This window comes from Streptomyces sp. NPDC088794 (assembly GCF_044750545.1).
GTDB lineage: Bacteria > Actinomycetota > Actinomycetes > Streptomycetales > Streptomycetaceae > Streptomyces.
Map to the genome: position 1 here is coordinate 289,696 of NZ_JBIVKB010000011.1, position 17,132 is coordinate 306,827.

The window sequence follows — 17,132 nt, forward strand, 5'->3', positions numbered from 1 at the left end:
GGGAAAAAGAAGACTGACCGCGGCTTCACCCAGAGCGGAACGCCGACCTCTTCCCCTGGGGTCGAAGATATCTAGGCTGAAGAGGGTGAGCAGCCAAGCGCCGAACGAAGCCCGAGTCATCCCCCTGCGCCCCGCGCGGCCGGCCGACTCCCCAGCGCCGAGGCGGGCCCCCGGGGCGCCGGTGACCCCGGTCGCCCCCGCGCCGAGAGAGCCGCTGTGGCGCGACCTGGTCGGTGACGTCCTGCGGCGCGAGCGCCTCGCCCAGGAGCGCACGCTCAAGGACGTGGCCGACGCGGCCCGGATCTCCATGCCCTACCTGTCCGAGGTGGAGCGCGGCCGCAAGGAGGCCTCCTCGGAGGTCCTCGCGGCCGCCGCCCACGCCCTGGGCCTCGGCCTCGGCGACCTGCTGTCGCTGGCGCACGGCGAGCTCACCCGGATCGAGAGCCGCCGGCAGCACAGGAGCCGCGGCGCGGCCGGCTCGTCGTACGACGGACTGTGCCTGGTCGCCTGAGACCGCCCGTGGGCCGGCGCCTCAGACGCGCGCCAGGCGCCGGCTCACCACCTCGTCCGCCAGTCCGTACGCCACTGCCTCCTGTGCGGTGAACACCTTGTCGCGGTCCATGTCCGCGCGCAGGGTCGCGATGTCGTGGTGGGTGTGCCGGGACAGCACCTCCTCGACCTGCGAGCGGATCCGCACCATCTCCTTGGCCTGGAGGGCCAGATCGGAGACCGTTCCCTGCCGGCCGCCGCTGGCGGGCTGACCGAGCAGCACGCGCGCGTGCTCCAGCACGAACCGTCGCCCCGGATCCCCGCCGGCCAGCAGGACGGCCGCCGTGGACGCGGCCTGCCCCACGCAGAACGTCGAGATCGGCACCTGGACGTAGGTCATCGTGTCGTAGATCGCCATCAGCGAAGTGAACGAGCCGCCCGGCGAGTTGAGGTAGATCGCGATCTCGTTGTCCGGGGCCGCCGACTCCAGATGGAGGAGTTGCGCGATCACGACGTTGGCGACGCCGTCGTCGATCTCGGTGCCGAGGAAGATGATCCGCTCGGACAGCAGCTTGCTGAACACGTCGTAGGAGCGCTCGCCCTGCGGGGTCCGCTCGACGACGTTCGGAATCGTGTAGGTCCCCATGTCACAGCCCCATCCGTCGTCGTGCGGCGGCCGGGCGGATGTCGGCGAGCGACTCCAGGACCCGGTCCACCATGCCGTACTCCTTGGCCTCCTCGGCCGTGAACCAGCGGTCGCGGTCGCCGTCCCGCGAGATCGTCTCCGGGCTCTGGCCGGTGTGCTCCGCGGTGATCCGCTCGATGGTCTTCTTGGTGAAGTCCAGGTTGTCCGCCTGGATCTCGATGTCCGCGGTGGTGCCCCCGATGCCCGCCGACGGCTGGTGCATCATGATCCGCGCGTGCGGCAGGGAGTAGCGCTTGCCGGCCGCGCCGACGCTGAGCAGGAACTGCCCCATGCTCGCCGCGAACCCCATCGCGAGCGTCGACACGTCGTTCGGGATCAGCCGCATGGTGTCGTAGATGGCGAGCCCCGCGTGCACCGAACCGCCCGGGCTGTTGATGAACAGCCCGATGTCGGTCCGCGGGTCCTCCGCCGACAGCAGGAGCAGCTGGGCGCAGATCCGGTTGGCGGAGGTCTCGTTGACCTCGGTCCCAAGGAACACGATCCGCTGACCGAGGAGTTGGGAGGCGAGATGGTCGTCGAAACGGGTGGGCGGGGAGTCGCCCTCCTCGGCCCGGGGCGCGGTGAGTGAAGTCATCGGTTCTCCTGGGTTCTTCCGTCGAGGCGGTGTTGCCGTCGACTCCACTCTTGGCCCAGGTCGGCGTGCCGAAGCGGATTCTCTGCCGGTGGCAGATTCGCCACCGGCAGAGCGTGTCCTCAGTCCTTCTCGCGCAGCTGTCGGAAGAACGCCCGCACATCGCCGACCAGCAGGTCGGGCTCCTCCATCGCGGGGAAGTGGCCGCCCCGGTCGAACTCCGTCCAGCGGACCAAGTTCTCGGTCCGCTCCGCCTTGTGGCGCAGGGGGAGTTGGGGTTCGGCCGGGAAGACGGCGAGGGCGGTCGGGGCGGTGGACGGCTCGGTGGGGAGGGCTGCGCGGCCGGTGGCGTGGGCCCGCTCGTAGTAGATGCGGGCCGCCGAACCGGCCGTGCCGGTCAGCCAGTACAGCATCACGTTGGTGAGCATCCGGTCCCGGTCGACGGCCTCCTCGGGCAGCAGGTCCGAGTCCGTCCACTCCTGGAACTTCTCGACGATCCAGGCGAGTTGGCCGACCGGCGAGTCGGTGAGCGCGTACGCGAGGGTCTGCGGCCGGGTGGACTGCAGAATGGCGTACCCGGTGCCCTCGCGCGACCACTCGCTCCACCGGCGCCACGACAGCAGCGCCCGCTCCTGCTCCTCCGTGTCGAGGGCGTCCAGCTCGTCGAGGGTCGGTTCGCTGGACTGCTGCCCGCCCGGCAGGAGATTGAGGTGCACGCCGATCACGCGGTCGGGGTGGGCCCGGCCCAGTTCGCGGGAGATCGCGGCGCCCCAGTCGCCGCCCTGCGCGCCGAACCGCTCGTAGCCGAGGCGCCGCATCAGTTCGGCCCACGCGTCGGCGATCCGCCCGGCCTCCCAGCCGGTGTCGGCCGGGGGTCCGGAGAGCCCGAAGCCGGGGATGCTCGGCACCACGACGTGGAAGGCGTCGGCCGGGTCGCCGCCGTGCGCGACCGGGTCGGTGAGCGGTCCGACGATGTCCAGGAACTCCACGATCGAGCCTGGCCAGCCGTGGGTGATGATCAGCGGGGTGGCGTCCGGCTCGGGCGAGCGGACATGGGCGAAGTGCACGTTCGAGCCGTCGATCGTGGTCGTGAACTGCGGCCACTCGTTGAGCAGCGCCTCCGCCGCCCGCCAGTCGTAGGTGTGCCGCCAGTGCCGGACGAGTTCGCGCAGGTAGTCCGCCGGCACGCCGTAGGCCCAGCCGGTGCCGGGCAGCTCGTCCGGCATGCGGGTGCGGTCGAGACGGTCGTGGAGATCGTCGAGGTCGCGCTGCGGGATGTCGATGCGGAAGGGGCGGATGCTCTCGGCAGGCGAAGACGTCATGGTGGGGAGCCTAGTTCGGGGCGGAGGCGCGGCCATCCGGATTACCTGTCGCCGCGGCCATCCGGATTACCTGGCGCCGGACCGATGAGTTCGGGGGCGCGGACCGGTCGATACAGATGACGACGCTCGCCACAGCGCCCGCGTCCCGCGGACCGCGCTCCATCCACCCCGCTCCACCGCCCAGGAGGTACACATGACCACCGACGGATTCACCACGTGTCTCTGGTTCGACGGCCAGGCCGAGGAGGCCGCGCACTACTACGTCTCGGTCTTCAAGAACTCCAGCGTCGGCAAGGTGGCTCGCTACACCGAGGGCGCCATGCAGCCGGCCGGCACGGTGCTGACCGTGGAGTTCACGGCCAACGGCCACAAGTTCCTCGCGCTCAACGGCGGCCCCCAGTTCAAGTTCACCGAGGCGGTGTCCTTCATGATCTTCTGCGCGGACCAGGAGGAGGTCGACTACTACTGGACCAAGCTCATCGAAGGTGGCGGCGAGCCCGGCCCCTGCGGCTGGCTCAAGGACCGCTACGGCCTGTCCTGGCAGGTCGTGCCGGACGGCCTCGACGCCATGATCAGCGACCCGGACACGGAGAAGGCGACGCGCGCGATGGGCGCCATGATGAAGATGGGCAAGCTCGACATCGCGGCCCTGGAGAAGGCGTTCGCGGGCGAGTAGCCCTCTCGGTGGCGGGGCGCACGTGGCCCTAGCGCTCGGTGGCCTCCGGCGGCCGGCCCGATCCGTCCGCGGCGAGGACGGCCCGGCCGCCGGCCGCCAGCAGAGCGAGCACGGCGAGGACCGCCAGCAGGACCAGGGCGAGGAGTACGACGGTCAGCAACGTCGGGTCGTTCCACAGGGCGAAGACCAGGGCCACCAGAAGCAGCGCGCCGAGCGTGATCCAACGGCGGTGCGCCTGGGCCAGCGTTCCCGCGCGTCCGGCGTGGATCTGATGGCCGTACGCCCAGGTCGCCGCCGAGTCCGCCGTGCGCTCGGACCTCCTGCGGACGGCGACCGGCAGCCGGCCGGGGCCGATCAGATACGCGCCCAGCGCGATCACCACACCCAGGACGACGGCCGTGCGCAGGCTGACCTTCAGGAAGCGGAGCAGGGTGTCGAAGATCTCCGCGGCGGCCGCCCGTGACTGGATCTGCGCCGGGAGATGGTCGAGGTAGTACCGGCGCGCCACGACGAGGGCGATCCCCACGAGCAGTGCCGCGAAGGCCGCGCCCAGCGCGGTACGGACCAGCGCGCGCCGACGTTCGCGCGCCAGCAGCACACCCGACGCGCCGAGCACCACCAGCAGGACGGGCAGCCAGTTGCCGACCACGTCCAGCAGCCGTGCGCCGCCGCGGATCCGGTCCAGCTGGTCGGACCGCAGGAGCACCAACTCCTTCTCCACCTGCGGGATCTTGTCCGCCGGTGTCAGGCCCTCGGCCACCAGCTCCTTCTTCACCTGGTCGACGGCCGCCCCGACGTCCAGCGTGACCGTGCCCTCGTCGACGCCCACCGCGCCCCGGCCCTCGCCGGTGAGGGCGTGCACCACGGCGTCGTGGGCGGTCCGGTTGGCGGACGTCCACACCTTCGCGAAGGCGCCGCTGCGCACGACCCGCGTCACCACCTTCCTCACCGCCTCGTGCACGGCGTCGTCCACCTGCGGACCCAGCATCCGTACGGCGGCCGCGGCCCGGTGCGGCAGCCCCTGCGACTCCAGCCAGGCGGAGATGTCCCCGACGGTCTGAGTGCCGTCCACACGCACGGCCACGGCGTCGGTGATCCGGCGCACGGCCGCGTCCCGTACGCCGGGGCGGGTCGCCAGCGGGGACACGGTCGCCACGTACCGGTCGGTGTCGAGGGCGATGTCGTGCACCCAGGTGGCCAGCAGGGCGACCGGGACCAGGACGCAGGTCAGCACAAGGAGGATCGCGGAAGCGGTGGCGCGGGCGATCCGGCCGGGCCGAGCGGCCAGGGACGGACGCGCTTCACGCGCGGACGGACGGGACCCGTGCGAGCCGGGATCCTGCGGGGCGCTCATGGTGCCTCCCGGTTCCGTCCGGCCGTCCGCTGCCCCCATTCCCGCCGGAGCTCAGGACGTCGGCACGCCGGGAGGGGCCGTACGGGCGAAACGCGGAGGCCGCTGCACCACCGCGGCCACCTCCGCCGCCACCTCCGCGGTCACCTGCCGGGAGTTCGGCGCTACGACACGTCCTCGCCGATCACCCGCGTGATCTCCCGGCCGATCCGCAGGATGCCGGGGGAGCGGACCGGGCACGGCTTCGGCGTGGACGTGGTCGGGGCCATACAGAAATGGAGATAGTCCTTGCCGAAGTGCAGGGCCGTGCGGTCGTCGCCGGGATCGGTGCAGTAGGCGGGGTGTTCGTGCTCGTAGGCCGTGCACGGCAGGTACTGGGTCCACGTGTAGCGGGCCCCGGCCGGACTCACCGTGGCGCCCGCGTCGGCGACGAGGTCGTCCGAGGCGGCGGCCTGCTTCTCGTAGAGGGAGTTCACCCGTCGGACGCGGTCAGGCGTGATGGGGTCGGGGCCCTGGAGCACCCAGACGATCTTCGGGCGCCGTGCCCCGCCCGCGTCGGCGATCTGCTCCGTGAGCCTGCGCATGTCTGCCTGGTAGCGCGCGAAGTACGTCTTAGGGGAGGCGTCGTAGGTGATCCCGTCCATGCACCAGGTGTAGGCCCAGGCGTTGCCCCAGAACTGCAGCACCACATAGTCCGGATGCCGCGCGCGGACCAGTGCCGCGGCCTTGGCGGAGTCGGGGACGAGCGACTTCTCGCCGGTGCCCTCCAGGTAGTCGCACGGCGTGGTCCCCGAGTACGGGGCGCTCGTGTACGTCGCTCCCAGATCCCGGCGGAGTTCCTCGCCGAGCACGTTCTGGGCCTCCATGGCGAGCGAGTCGCCGAGGTAGAGGACCCGGGGTGCCACGGCGGGACGGGCGCGCGGCGAGGTGGAGGGGGAGCCGGGTGCCTGCTGCGGCTGGTGCGTGGTCGCGGCGGGCGCACTCGGCAAGGTGGGGGTCGGCGGCGCCTCCTCCGGTCCGGACGCGGGGTCCCCGCACGCGCCGAGCAGCAGCACTGCGGACAGCAGCGCCCCCACGATCCACGGCTTCCGCATGCACCAACTCCCGCCCCGGAGCCCGAAATCGGCTCACCAGGCAAGCACAGCGGGGCACAAGGGGGAAGACGTACGGCAGTTGTGGAGGTTCAGGGGCTGTCGATCGGATCAGCCGCTGGCCGAGACGCTCCGGTCACTCGCCCAGGTGCTCCAGGAGATCCAACAGGTCCGTCAGGGGCAGCGGCTTGGTCAGGTGGGCGTCGAAGCCCGCCGCCCGGGACAGTGCACGGTCGGTGCCCTGGCTGAAGCCGGACACCGCGATCAGACGGAGGCCGGTGCCGTCCGGTCGGGACCGCAGCGCGCGGGCGATCGCGTAGCCGTCCATGTCCGGCAGCCCCAGGTCGCACAGGACGACGTCGAAGGGGCGTGACGTCGTGGCGGAGAGGGCGTCGGCGCCCGTGTGCACCGCCTCTACCTGGTGGCCCTGCCGTTCCAGCAGGGTGGGGTAGGTGGCGGCCAGGTCGGTGTTGTCCTCGACGATCAGGATCGACAGGGCGCGCGGGGCGGCACGCAGGGGCGCCGGGCGGGGAGGGTGCGGGGCCGTGGAGTCGGTGGTCGGGAGGAGGGCCGTGAACGTGGCGCCCTTGCCGGGGCCTTCACTGTGCGCGGTGATCTCGCCGCCGTGCAGCTCCAGCACCGTCCGCACGACCGCGAGCCCGAGCCCCAGGCCCTCCGGGGTGTCGGGACCGGCCGGGGCCGCCCGCATGAACACCCCGAACAGCTCCTCCGCCTGGTCGGGTTCGAACCCGATGCCGTCGTCCCGCACGGTCAGCCGGGCCCGGCCGTCCCGGGCGGTCAGACCGACCTCGGTGTGCCCGCCGGGGCGGGTGTACTTGAGCGCGTTCGACAGCAGGTTCGTCAGGACCTGGGCCAGCCGCAGCCGGTCGCCGTCCACGACCACCGGGTCGGGCGGCAGGACGGCGCCGAGCGTGCGGCCCTCGTGCTCGAACAGACCGCGGATGTCGGCGCAGGCCCCGTCGACGACCGAGCGCAGGTCGACCGGCTCGCGCACCAGCTCAAGGCGCCCCGTCACCGCCCGCGTGCCGTCCAGCAGGTCGTTGCTCATCCGGGCCAGCGTGCCCAACTGCCGTTCCAGGACGGACAGCGCCGGATGGCCGTCCGGGATGTCGAGGGCCAGCAGCTCGGTCGCCGCGGACGCGGCCGCCAGGGGGTTGCGCAGTTCGTGCGAGAGCGTGGCGATGAACCGGTCCTTGGCCCGCTGCTCCTCCCGCAACCGCCGTCCCGCCGCGTCCAGTTCGGCATTGGCCCGGCTCAACTGCTCGTTCACCTCGCGGATCTCCCGCGCCCGCACGAAGAGGTCGATCTCCATGCCCTCGGCCCGCATCTGCGCGTCGGCGACCGCCCGCCGCTGCTCGCGCCCCACCCGGCGCAGATGCACGAACTCCGTGACGTCCTCGACCCGGTGGATGATGAAGACGACCCGCCCCTCGGCGTCGACGACCGGGGAGTTGACGGGACTCCAGTACCGCTCGGCGAAGACACCCTCCTCACTCGTCGGGATGTCGTAGCGCTGGAGTGACATCGTGTCCGTACGTCCGCTCGCCCGAACCGTCTCCAATGACCGCCGCAGATTGGCGACCCCGTCCGCCGACGGGTCCTCGGGGTTGTCGGGGAACACGTCGAAGATCGGTCTGCCGACGATGGTCCGCTCGGTGCGGGTGGCGGTCAGATAGGCGCGGTTGACCTCGACGATGGTGAAGTCGGGGTCCAGGATCAGCAGTGGGGACAGGGTCGCGTCGAACAGGAGCCGGAAGTCCGGGACATCGGGCACGGTCGGACCTCCGAGGGCCGGTGGGAGGGGCTCAGGGGTCGAGGCGGTAGCCGTAGCCCCGGACGGTGGTGATGCGGGGGGCCGGCGGGGGCAGGTCCGCGAGCTTGCCGCGCAGCCGGTACACGTGCTCGACCACCGTCGCCGGCTGCTGCCAGGACGAACCCCAGATCCGCTCCAGTACCTGCGCGGCCGAGAACACCCGGCCGGGCGCCGCCGCGAGCATCTCCAGCAGCGCGTACTCCTTGGGGCGCAGGACGAGGTGGACGTCCCCGCCCGACGCCTGCCGGGCCGCCGTGTCGACGCGCAGCGAGCCGACCTGGAGCACCGTCGCCGTGTCCGGCGGCTGGGACCGGCGCAGCACGGCGTGGATACGGGCCACCAACTCCCGCTGCGAGAACGGCTTGACCAGGTAGTCGTCGGCGCCGATCTCCAGGCCGGCAACCCGGTCGGCCTCCGCCGCGCGCCCCGAGACGACGATGACCGGAAGGCGGCTCGTGGACCGCAGCGCGCGCAGCAGCTCGAGCCCGCTGCCGTCCGGGAGTCCCAGGTCGAGGACGGCCAGATCGACACCGCCCTCGTACAGGACGGACTTTCCGGCGCGCGCGTCCATGGCCCAGGTGACGATGAAGCCGGCCCGTTCCAGATAGGAACGGCACATCAGTGCGAAGTCGGGCTCGTCCTCGATCAGCGCGAGGTGCGGACGCATTCCGCATCACCCGGCCCATCTGCCGCCCGCTCGTTGTGTCGCTGATGAGCGGCCGTTGATGCCCCGACCATGTGGCGAAGGTAGAACAGGAATCGCCCACGGTTCAAGGGGGAGCCGACCGGGGGGAGTCCCGGCGCGGGCCGGTGCGGGGCGGGGATGGAGCAACCCCCGCGCCGGCCCGTGTCGGGGCACGCGGGGTACGCAGGGAACGGGGACAGAGGCACGTGCACAGGAACATTCTGGAACCCGTCAGCAGGGTCTGCTGGCCACCGCCCGGCGACGAAGGCGTCCTTCCTGCCGCCGACGGACTGCTTCTCGCCGAACTGCACGGCGACATCGACCTTGCCAACACGGTGGAGCTGCAGGGCTGGCTGGACTCCGTCGTGGCGCTGCGCGCACCGGCGTACATCGTCGATCTGCGGCCCGTGACCTTCGTGGACTCCACGGGCCTGAACCTGCTGCTGCGCCTGCGCCGCCGCGTCCTGGCCGGCGGCGGCGCGTTCGCCCTGCTGTGCCGCGAGCGCACTCTGCGGCTGCTGCACGCCCACGGCTCACTGGAGCTGTTCGATCCGGCGACCACCTTCCCGCAAGCGGTGTCCAGGGTCACCGGAACGAGTTAACGCCCCAGGGGTTGACCGGTGTTCAGACCCGGTCGGCCACGATCAGCAGATATTGGAAGCTGCCGTTCTGGTACGCGCTCAGGAACGTTTCCTCGATGCCCGTGACCAGGTGGCCGGCCTCCTTGCGCAACTCCCAGTAGGGGATGGTGTCCGCGGTGAGGTCCTGCACATGGACCGGGACGAGGCGGTTGCGGGCCATCGCCCGGAAGTACTCCGAGCGCGGGTGGATGTCGCAGATGTAATGCGCGTTGATGAGGGACACCTCGCGCGAGGCCCGCCCATAGGTGTCGTTGTAGCAGCCGGTGACGACGACGTACCGGCCGCCGCGGCGCAGCAGCCGGGCGTGCTCGGCGAACAGCAGCTCCAACTCCACGTACATCGTCGACTCGTTGTTCCAGGAGGCCGCGTACGCGCCGGTCGGGAAGCCGGTGTCGAGCATGTTGCGGTGGTGGTAGCGGACCTTGTCGTCGATGTCCCGCCGGTGCGCCTGCTCGTTGGCGAACGCGGCCTGCTTCGCGGAGATCGTCACGCCGTCGGCGTGGCAGCCGTAGCGCAGGTTCGCCACGACGCTGCCGCCGCCGCGCCCGCAGCCGGCGTCGAAGACGCGGTCCGCGGGGGTGAGCGGGCCCAGGTGCGAGGCGAGCAACTCGGCCTGGGCGTGCTCGAGCCGGTGCAGTTCGGCGGTGATCCGCTCCCGCCGCAAGGCGTCGTCCGGCTCTTCGAGCACCGACCGGTCGGCCGGCCCGACGCCGTAGTGATGGTGGTAGAGGTCGTCGATCCGGCCGAGTTCCAGGTTGACCGGGTTCTCCTCGGCGTTCCAGTAGTCCGCGACACGGGTCTGGTACGTGGACTGGGTCGGCACCGGAGCGTTCCGGGTACCGGCGGCGGCGATGGTCAACGGTGACTCCTCTTTGTCCTGCTGATGGTTCATCGGAGCTGCGCCTACCAGTAGTTGGGAAGGTGATAGCGGTGGGTGTTGGTGGCGTGCCACTCGTGGTTGCCGGCCACCCAGTCGGACAGGCCCTGGGCGTAGCGCTCCACGAGCGGGGAGACGGCGGCCAGGACCGCGGACTCCTCCTCGAACGCGGCCATGATCTCGTTGTGGATCTCGACGGCCCTGAGGTAGGCCGCCTTCAGCCCGCACCGCTCGTTGGCGGCGATGACCTGCGGGAGGTTGAGGTGGGTGGGATCGCCGGCCAGCTCCTTGGTGAAGGAGTACAGGTCGTTCACGATCGTCGTGGCGTTGCACGCGAGCGCCGTGATCCGCTGGATCTCGGGACGGGCGTAGACGGGCTCCGGCAGCTCGTAGCCGTCGACCGCGTCGACGATCGACAGACAGGGCCGGAAGTTGTTGAACTGCCGCATCACCAGGTACTCCCACACCTGGGGCACGAACCGGGTCTCCGCCCAGGCGGCCTCGGCGAGATAGCCCAGGTGCAGGCGGGCGATGTCGTGCACGAAGCGGTCCGTCTGGCTGGGCGTGGCGAAACCGGCGTAGTCCTTGACGGCCCAGTGGTACGAGCGCAGCGGTCCGTCGGCCTGCATGCCCGCACGCCACTGCGCCTCCAGCGCGGGCGTCCCGTGGTAGGGGTCGATCGCCGACTGGGCCAGGATCAGCGGGCCGCCGAGCCCGCGCCGTGACGCTCCGCGGCCCTCATCCTCCTCGCAGTAGCAGCTGTCGACGAGGTTCTCGGCGAGCAACAACTCCCCGGCCACGGTGAGCCGTTCCAGATCGAGCGCCCCCGGATGCTGGAGCACCACGGCCCGGCCGAACTGGAACCCCGAGAAGTCCCCCTTCCAGGCGGCCGGGAACAGGTCGAGGCCACGGGCCCAGGCCTCAAGGCGCCGGTCGACCTCGGCGACCTTCTCCGGATCGGCGGGGACGGCGGGCCGGTACCTGAGTCCCGGAACCGCGCCGGTACGCCGGGAGGTGACGCTGCGGGCGAGGTTCGGCGGGCCGGGCAGGGACGATGTGGACGTGGGCGTGCTCATTCCGTACTCCACCGGGGTCAGTCGGCCGTCCGGCCGATCTGGACGTTCTCCAGGATCCCGGCCGCGTCGGGCACGAGGATGGCCATCGAGTAGTAGGCGGTGACCAGGTAGCTGATGATCGCGGCGGTGTCGATGCCCATGAACCGCACGTTCAGGCCGGGTTGGAACTCCTCGGGGATGCCGGTCTGGTAGAGCCCGACGACCCCCTGGTCGGCCTCGCCGGTGCGCAGCGCGATGATGCTGCTGGTGTGCTGCCGGCTGACCGGGATCTTGTTGCAGGGGAAGATCGGCACCCCGCGCCAGGCGGGGACCTCGTGGCCGTCGACGTTCGCCGTGCCCGGGACCAGACCGCGCCGGTTGCACTGCCGGAAGAAGGCCGAGATCGCCTTCGGATGCGCCAGGAACACCTTGGTCTTACGGCGCATGGCGAGCAGTTCGTCCATGTCGTCCGGCGTCGGCGGACCGGTGAAGGTGCTCACGCGCTGGCCGTAGTCGACGTTGTGCAGCAGTCCGAACTCCCGGTTGTTGACCAGCTCCCACTCCTGACGCTCGCGGATCTCCTCGACGGTCAGGCGCAGTTGCTGCTCGGTCTGGTCCATCGGGTCGTTGTAGAGGTCGGCGACGCGGGTGTGGACCCGCAACACGGTCTGGGTGAGCGAGAGTTCGTACTCGCGCGGGGCGAGGTCGTAGTTGACGAAGCCGCCGGTGATCGTCGGCTCGCCCACATGGCCGGCCTGCACCGGCACATCGGCCTCGCCCTTGCGGTTCATCGGCAGCCGCTGCGACTCGGCGTACGCCTCCAGGTGCTCGGCGAGCGACGACACCCGGTCGGTGAATTCCCGGACCACGTCCCAGGGGAGCACCAGCAGCACGCCCGAGGTCTCCGCCCGCACCGAGCTGAGCCACAGCGGATCGGACTGCCCGATGGCTTCGTCGCCCATCTGGTCGCCGTCGGAGACCACTCCGAGGATCTCCTCCTCGCCGTACTTGCCCGCCGTGTACCGGGTGAAGCGGCCGTGCACGATCAGATAGGTCTCCGTGACCGGCTGCCCGGCCTCGAACACGACCTGCCCTGCCCGCACTTCGCGCACCCGGAACCGGGTGGAGATCTCCCGCAGGACATCGATGTCCTGATAGCCGCGCAGCACGGGCAGTTCGGTGAGCGTCTCGGGGATGACCTTGATGTCGTCGGCGCCGTTCTGCTCGAAGTGCACCCGGCCGCGCCCGATCCGCAGCTGGAGGCGCCGGTTGACCCGGTAGGTGCCGCCCTTGATGTCCACCCACGGCAGGGACTTGAGCAGCCATCGCGAACTGATGGCCTGCATCTGGGGTTCGGACTTGGTGGTCGTGGCGAGCTGGCGCGCCGCCCGCGTACTGAGACTGGTGAGTTCGGCCGCCGCGTCTGCGGGGGCGGGTTCGTCGGTGGCGGGGTCGGTGACGCTTTCGGGGGCGGACACATTCCCTCCCTGAGGGTGTACAGGGGTGAGCGGAGTGGTCGGAGGTGAAGGCGGCGAAGCGGTGGCTGACAGGTACGCACCGCCTGTACAAGGCAACAGGGGCAGGGAGGGTCCCGGTACAGCGCGAAGGGGGCGGTTTCGCCTCCCCGAGGCGCAAACTCCGGGATGGGGGCAGGCAGTTGGAAGCGCCGCGCTCGCGCGCCGGTGACGTGCCACCCGGGCGCTCAGAACAGGTCGTTCACCAGTACGGCGGCACCGTCGAAACGGCCCGCTTTGAGGTCGTTCAGCGCCTTGTCGGCCCGCGAGAGCGGGTACGTGTGCGTGGTGGCGCGTACGCGGTGCCGGGCCGCGCTCTCCAGGAACTTCCTCGCGTCCGCACGGGTGTTGGCGGTGACGCTGCGCACCTGCTTCTCGTAGAACAGCTCGGTCTCGTAGCGCAGTGGCGGTGTGTCGCTGAGGTGGATGCCGGCGATGGCCAGGACCCCGCCGCGGTCGAGGGCGCGCAGGGCGACCGGGACCAGGTCGCCGACCGGGGCGAACAGGATCGCGCTGTCCAGCGGCTCCGGCGGGCTCGCGTACGCGTCCTGCGCGGAGGCGGCGCCCAGGTCGAGCGCCAGTTGCCGGGCGGCTGCGCCGCGGGTCATGACGTGCACGCGGGCGCCCTCGGCGAGTGCCACCTGCGCGCACAGGTGGGCGCTGCCGCCGAAGCCGTACAGGCCCAGGCGCCCGCCCGGCAGCAGGGCCGCTCGCCGCAGCGCGCGGTAGCCGATGATGCCGGCGCACAGAAGCGGGGCGAGGGCCACGTCGTCGACCCCGTCCGGGAGCCGGTGGGCGAAGGCGGCGGGCACGGTCGTGTACTGCGCGTAACCGCCGTCCGCGTCCCAGCCGGTGTACCGCGAGGCCGGGCACAGGTTCTCGGCACCGCGCGCGCAGTACCCGCAGGTCCCGTCGGTGCGGCGCAGCCAGGCCACGCCCACCCGGTCGCCCACGGCGAAACCGTCGGCTCCCGACCCGAGCCCGGCGACCACGCCGACCACCTCGTGCCCGGGCGTCACCCCCGGCCGGTGCACCGGCAGATCGCCCTCGGTGACGTGCAGATCGGTCCGGCACACCCCGCACGCGCGCACGTGCACCAGCAACTCGTCGTCACCGGGCACCGGAACCGGCTTCTCGACGAGCCGCAGCGCCCCCTCCTCGACCGGCCCCGGCTCGACCACCGACCACGCGCGCATCGTCCCGTCCGCCATTCCGCACCCCGTCCGTCGCGTCGAAGGGCCACCCGTCCAGTCTGGGACGGACCGCCCGGTTCGGCGCGCGCTAGGCCGGACGGATGACTAGCGTGAGGAAACGGACCAACCACCGATTCGGGAGAGGGCCGCGATCATGGCCGTACAACCTGAGGGAACCCCCTGTTGGACCGATGCGATGTTCGGTGACGTCGAGGGCGCCAAGAGCTTCTACGGCGATGTGCTCGGCTGGACCTTCGGCGAGTCCTCGTCGGAGTACGGCAACTACACGCAGGCCTACGCGAACGGCAACGCGGTCGCCGCGGTCGTCCCGCCGATGCCCGGCCAGGAGGGCCAGTCGCAGTGGTGCCTCTACCTCGCCTCCCCTGACGCGTCCGCGACCGCCGGCCGGATCCGGGAGAACGGCGGCGAGGTCCTGATGGAGCCCATGCAGGTCGGCGAGTTCGGCACCATGTGCCTGGCCCGCGACCCCAGCGGTGTCGTCTTCGGCATCTGGCAGGCCGGCATCCACGAGGGCTTCGAGGCGCCGCCCGAACAGACCGGCGCGTACTGCTGGGCCGAGGTCTTCACCCGCGAGCCCGAGAAGTCCGACGCGTTCTTCCCCGCCGTCTTCGGTTACACGGCCAAGCAGGTGCAGGACGACAACGTCGACTTCCGCATGTTCGACCTCGGTGAGAACACGGTCCTGGGCCGGATGCGGATGACGGACGAATTCCCGCCCGACGTGCAGCCGTACATCAACGTCTACTTCAGCGTGGACAACTGCGACGACGCCGTCGCCAAGGCCGCCAAGCTCGGTGGCATTCTCCGATTCGGGCCCATGGACAGCCCGTTCGGCCGGTTCGCCGCGCTCAGCGACCCGCAGGGCGCGAACTTCTCGGTGATCGACGTGACGACGACGGCGGGGGAGATGCCGCAGAGCGTGGACGTCTCGTAGGCCCGGCGGAACGCCCCTCGCGGCCATGGCATGATCGGGCGCATGGGTGAACGTGTGGTGGCCGCGTGCGACGGCGCTTCGAAGGGAAATCCGGGTCCTGCGGCCTGGGCCTGGGTCGTCGCGGACGAGACGGAGACCGTGACCCGCTGGGAGGCGGGGCCGCTCGGCAGGGCCACCAACAACGTCGCGGAACTCACCGCGCTGGAACGCCTGTTGACGTCGACCGACCCGGACGTACCCCTTGAGGTGCGGATGGACTCGCAGTACGCCATGAAGGCGGTCACCACCTGGCTGCCCGGCTGGAAGCGCAACGGCTGGAAGACCTCGGGCGGCAAGCCCGTCGCCAACCAGGAGCTGGTCGTCCGCATCGACGAACTCCTCGACGGCCGCACGGTCGACTTCCGCTACGTCCCCGCCCACCAGGTCGACGGCGACCCGCTCAACGACTTCGCCGACCGCGCCGCCAGCCAGGCCGCCGTCGTCCAGGAACCCGCGAGCAGCGACCTCGGCTCGCCCGCGCCGCCGCCCTCCCCGGACACCCCGAAGTCCAAGGGTGCGCCGCGCCGCAAGTCCGCGGCGGCGGGGTCGCCCGGGGGCGCCCCGCGCACCATCAAGGCCAAGTTCCCCGGCCGCTGCGCCTGTGGCCGCGCCTACGCCGCCGGCGAGCCCATCAGCAAGAACGGGCAGAGCTGGGGCCACCCGGAGTGCGCCACGGCCGAGGCCTGACAGGTCAACGTCTGAGCCAAACCACCCCGACGGGCTGACGCGTCCCCGAGCGTCCCTGACCCGTACCCACCTCCTGCTACTCTGCGTTGCCAATTGACCGCATTGGGTAGCTCATAGGGGTGCGTGTGAAGGTCGCCTGTGTCGGCGGCGGGCCCGCCGGCCTGTATCTCTCGATCCTGCTGAAGAAGCAGGACCCGTCCCACGACATCACCGTGTACGAGCGCGATCCCGAGGGCTCGACCTACGGCTGGGGCGTCACCTACTGGCGCGGACTGTTCGACAAACTGCACGAGCTCGACCCCGAGTCGGCACGCGCGCTCTCCGAGCACTCCGTCACCTGGAACGAGGGCACCGCCCGAGTCCGCGACCTGACGACCCGGCAGCCCGGCGACGACGGCTTCGGTATCGGCCGGCACCGGCTGCTGGAGATCCTCGCCGCCAGGGCCCGCTCGCTGGGCGTGCGGCTGGAGTTCGAGCACGAGATCACCGAGGGGAACCTGCCCGCCGCCGACCTGGTCGTCGCGGGCGACGGCGTCAACAGCGCACTGCGCACCCGGCACGCCGACCACTTCGGCGCCGAGCTGCGGCCCGGCCGCAACCACTACATCTGGCTCGGTACCAGCAAGGTCTTCGACTCCTTCACCTTCGCCTTCGTGGAGACCGACCACGGCTGGATCTGGTGCTACGGCTACGCCTTCAGCCCCGAGCGCAGCACCTGCGTCGTCGAGTGCGCCCCCGAGACCTGGACCGGGCTCGGCCTCGACACCGCGAACGAGGCCGACGGACTGGCCCTCCTGGAGAAGCTCTTCTCCGACGTCCTGGACGGTCACGCCCTGATCGGCCGCTCCACCGGCGACGGCAGCGCCCAGTGGCTCACCTTCCGCACCCTCACCAACCGCACCTGGCACCGCGACAACCTCGTCCTCGTCGGCGACGCCGCCCACACCACGCACTACTCGATCGGCGCCGGCACCACGCTCGCCCTGGAGGACGCCATCGCGCTGGCGGACGCGCTGCGCGAGCACCCCGAACTGCCCGACGCCCTCGCCCACTACGAGCGGGAACGCAAGGCGGCCCTCCTGTCCATCCAGAGCGCGGCCCGCTACAGCGCCCAGTGGTACGAGAACCTGCCGCGCTACATGCATCTGCCGCCGGAGCGGATGTTCGCCCTGCTCGGCCAGCGCCACTCGCCACTGCTGCCCTATGTCCCGCCCCAGCTCTACTACCGGATGGACCGGGCGGCCGGGCGACTGGAGGCGCTGCGCAGGTTCAAGCGCTGGCTCGGACCGAAGCTCGCCCGCACGGTGCACGCGCGGGCGCTGGCCTCCCGCAAGTAGGCCCGGCGCCTGTTCCACAGTGGACCCCGCACCGGCCCCACCTTGGGTGAATGGCAATTCACCAGCTATGGTGAATTGCCATTCACCCTTTCTTTTTCGTATGGAGCGC

17 protein-coding genes are annotated in these 17,132 nt (G+C 71.1%); 6 read left to right on the forward strand and 11 right to left on the reverse strand.

Going from position 1 to position 17,132, the window contains the following annotated elements; genetic code table 11:
- Positions 1 to 85 precede the first annotated feature (85 nt).
- A complete protein-coding gene (locus ACIP6U_RS29255) occupies positions 86 to 511 on the forward strand; it encodes a helix-turn-helix domain-containing protein (RefSeq protein WP_401723684.1) in 426 nt (141 codons plus the stop codon).
- 21 nt (positions 512 to 532) lie between these two features.
- Here the strand turns inward: ACIP6U_RS29255 and ACIP6U_RS29260 are convergent, their stop codons facing one another.
- The 3 genes from ACIP6U_RS29260 to ACIP6U_RS29270 form a co-directional block, all read right to left on the reverse strand.
- Positions 533 to 1,135: a ClpP family protease gene (locus tag ACIP6U_RS29260; protein WP_124001343.1), complete on the reverse strand. Its 603-nt coding sequence runs from the start codon at positions 1,133 to 1,135 to the stop codon at positions 533 to 535.
- Position 1,136: 1 nt separating this feature from the next.
- The gene (locus tag ACIP6U_RS29265; protein WP_401723686.1) at positions 1,137 to 1,769 is read right to left on the reverse strand and encodes a ClpP family protease; all 633 of its coding nucleotides are present in this window, start codon (positions 1,767 to 1,769) and stop codon (positions 1,137 to 1,139) included.
- Positions 1,770 to 1,888: 119 nt separating this feature from the next.
- Entirely contained in the window at positions 1,889 to 3,088 is a 1,200-nt protein-coding gene (locus ACIP6U_RS29270; protein WP_401723689.1) for an epoxide hydrolase family protein, read from the reverse strand.
- Between the two features lie 193 nt (positions 3,089 to 3,281).
- Here ACIP6U_RS29270 and ACIP6U_RS29275 point away from each other — a divergent pair, with 193 nt between their 5' ends.
- Positions 3,282 to 3,764, forward strand: coding sequence for a VOC family protein (locus tag ACIP6U_RS29275; protein WP_401723691.1), 483 nt, complete (start codon positions 3,282 to 3,284; stop codon positions 3,762 to 3,764).
- 28 nt (positions 3,765 to 3,792) lie between these two features.
- On the opposite strand, the gene ACIP6U_RS29280 is transcribed toward ACIP6U_RS29275, so the two are convergent.
- From ACIP6U_RS29280 to ACIP6U_RS29295, 4 genes are all read right to left on the reverse strand, one after another.
- Positions 3,793 to 5,118: a hypothetical protein gene (locus ACIP6U_RS29280; RefSeq protein WP_401723694.1), complete on the reverse strand. Its 1,326-nt coding sequence runs from the start codon at positions 5,116 to 5,118 to the stop codon at positions 3,793 to 3,795.
- Positions 5,119 to 5,279: 161 nt separating this feature from the next.
- Positions 5,280 to 6,209 (reverse strand): SGNH/GDSL hydrolase family protein, encoded by a 930-nt coding sequence (locus ACIP6U_RS29285; RefSeq protein WP_401723696.1) that lies wholly within the window; start codon positions 6,207 to 6,209, stop codon positions 5,280 to 5,282.
- A gap of 133 nt (positions 6,210 to 6,342) precedes the next feature.
- Positions 6,343 to 8,001, reverse strand: coding sequence for an ATP-binding protein (locus ACIP6U_RS29290; RefSeq protein ID WP_401723699.1), 1,659 nt, complete (start codon positions 7,999 to 8,001; stop codon positions 6,343 to 6,345).
- A gap of 31 nt (positions 8,002 to 8,032) precedes the next feature.
- Complete coding sequence (locus ACIP6U_RS29295; protein ID WP_401723702.1) at positions 8,033 to 8,707, reverse strand: response regulator transcription factor; 675 nt, start codon at positions 8,705 to 8,707, stop codon at positions 8,033 to 8,035.
- A 224-nt stretch (positions 8,708 to 8,931) separates the two neighbouring features.
- Here ACIP6U_RS29295 and ACIP6U_RS29300 point away from each other — a divergent pair, with 224 nt between their 5' ends.
- Positions 8,932 to 9,327, forward strand: a complete 396-nt coding sequence (locus tag ACIP6U_RS29300) for an STAS domain-containing protein (protein ID WP_401723705.1) — start codon at positions 8,932 to 8,934, stop codon at positions 9,325 to 9,327.
- A 22-nt stretch (positions 9,328 to 9,349) separates the two neighbouring features.
- Here ACIP6U_RS29300 and ACIP6U_RS29305 read toward each other — a convergent pair whose 3' ends face one another.
- From ACIP6U_RS29305 to ACIP6U_RS29320, 4 genes are all read right to left on the reverse strand, one after another.
- Entirely contained in the window at positions 9,350 to 10,225 is an 876-nt protein-coding gene (locus ACIP6U_RS29305) for a geranyl diphosphate 2-C-methyltransferase (RefSeq protein ID WP_401723708.1), read from the reverse strand.
- Positions 10,226 to 10,269: 44 nt separating this feature from the next.
- Positions 10,270 to 11,319: a family 2 encapsulin nanocompartment cargo protein terpene cyclase gene (locus tag ACIP6U_RS29310; RefSeq protein ID WP_401723710.1), complete on the reverse strand. Its 1,050-nt coding sequence runs from the start codon at positions 11,317 to 11,319 to the stop codon at positions 10,270 to 10,272.
- A gap of 17 nt (positions 11,320 to 11,336) precedes the next feature.
- The gene (locus ACIP6U_RS29315) at positions 11,337 to 12,776 is read right to left on the reverse strand and encodes a family 2B encapsulin nanocompartment shell protein (RefSeq protein WP_401723713.1); all 1,440 of its coding nucleotides are present in this window, start codon (positions 12,774 to 12,776) and stop codon (positions 11,337 to 11,339) included.
- Positions 12,777 to 13,000: 224 nt separating this feature from the next.
- The gene (locus tag ACIP6U_RS29320; RefSeq protein ID WP_401723907.1) at positions 13,001 to 14,008 is read right to left on the reverse strand and encodes a zinc-binding alcohol dehydrogenase family protein; all 1,008 of its coding nucleotides are present in this window, start codon (positions 14,006 to 14,008) and stop codon (positions 13,001 to 13,003) included.
- A gap of 151 nt (positions 14,009 to 14,159) precedes the next feature.
- Here ACIP6U_RS29320 and ACIP6U_RS29325 point away from each other — a divergent pair, with 151 nt between their 5' ends.
- From ACIP6U_RS29325 to ACIP6U_RS29335, 3 genes are all read left to right on the forward strand, one after another.
- Positions 14,160 to 14,960: a VOC family protein gene (locus ACIP6U_RS29325; RefSeq protein ID WP_401723716.1), complete on the forward strand. Its 801-nt coding sequence runs from the start codon at positions 14,160 to 14,162 to the stop codon at positions 14,958 to 14,960.
- Between the two features lie 30 nt (positions 14,961 to 14,990).
- Entirely contained in the window at positions 14,991 to 15,686 is a 696-nt protein-coding gene (locus tag ACIP6U_RS29330; protein ID WP_401723719.1) for a ribonuclease H, read from the forward strand.
- Between the two features lie 119 nt (positions 15,687 to 15,805).
- Complete coding sequence (locus ACIP6U_RS29335) at positions 15,806 to 17,023, forward strand: FAD-dependent monooxygenase (protein WP_401723722.1); 1,218 nt, start codon at positions 15,806 to 15,808, stop codon at positions 17,021 to 17,023.
- Positions 17,024 to 17,132 lie beyond the last annotated feature (109 nt).